Annotated in this window: 2 protein-coding genes; both read left to right on the forward strand. The window is 65.6% G+C overall.

The window, feature by feature from the left end; genetic code table 11:
* Positions 1-637, forward strand: a 637-nt coding sequence (locus tag FUT88_RS25500) for a tetratricopeptide repeat protein (protein ID WP_186829389.1), incomplete at its 5' end; no start/stop codon positions are given.
* 10 nt (positions 638-647) lie between these two features.
* The coding region (locus tag FUT88_RS25505) for a sugar phosphate nucleotidyltransferase (RefSeq protein ID WP_410003901.1) at positions 648-750 on the forward strand (103 nt) is incomplete at its 3' end.

The following is a 750-nucleotide window of genomic DNA, read 5'->3' on the forward strand; positions in this document are numbered from 1 at the left end:
CGACCTGCAGCGCGTTCGCCTGCCGCTGGTGATCGGCCACGACGGCTACCTCGACGTCAAGCTCGAGAAGAAGCGCGGGCGCAACCACACCCTGCTCCAGCTGGAGCTGGCCGCGCGTCCGGACGATCCGTACGTGCTCTACCAGCTCGGCAAGGATTTCCAGATCAACCAGGGCGACGCCGCCCAGGCCGCAGAGTATTACCGGCGCGCCGTGGCGACGGCACCCAAGCAGTCGCCCTATCGGCACGACCTGTGTATCTGCCTGCTGGCGTGCCTGAGCCAGACCGGACAACTCGACGAAGCCATCACGCTCGCCGGCGAGTGGATGGACGAATGGTCAGGCTCGCCGGACTACTTCTACCTGCTCGGCCACCTGATGTTTGAAGCCGCCGCCAAGCACCCGGCCCAGGCCGAAAAACAATGGCTGCCGATGGCGGAAAACGCCTTCCTGAAGTGCCTGGAGATTGGCGAGCAGCCCAAGCTGGACGCCGCCGTATTCGGGCGCGGCAGCTTTGCCGCCGCAAAGTACCTGGCGCTGACCTACCGCGCCCTGGCCGACACGCTGGCCATCAAGTCGAACCAATATTCCGACCTCGCGCGGCAGATGCAGGAACGCAGCGCAGTCGCCGCCGCATGAGCACGCAATCATGAAGACAGTCATCCTGGCCGGGGGCCTCGGCACGCGCATCAGCGAAGAATCGCACCTGCGGCCCAAGCCGATGATCGAGATTGGCGGCCGCCCGATCCTGT

Source organism: Ralstonia sp. TCR112 (assembly GCF_007997035.1).
Lineage (GTDB): Bacteria > Pseudomonadota > Gammaproteobacteria > Burkholderiales > Burkholderiaceae > Ralstonia > Ralstonia edaphi.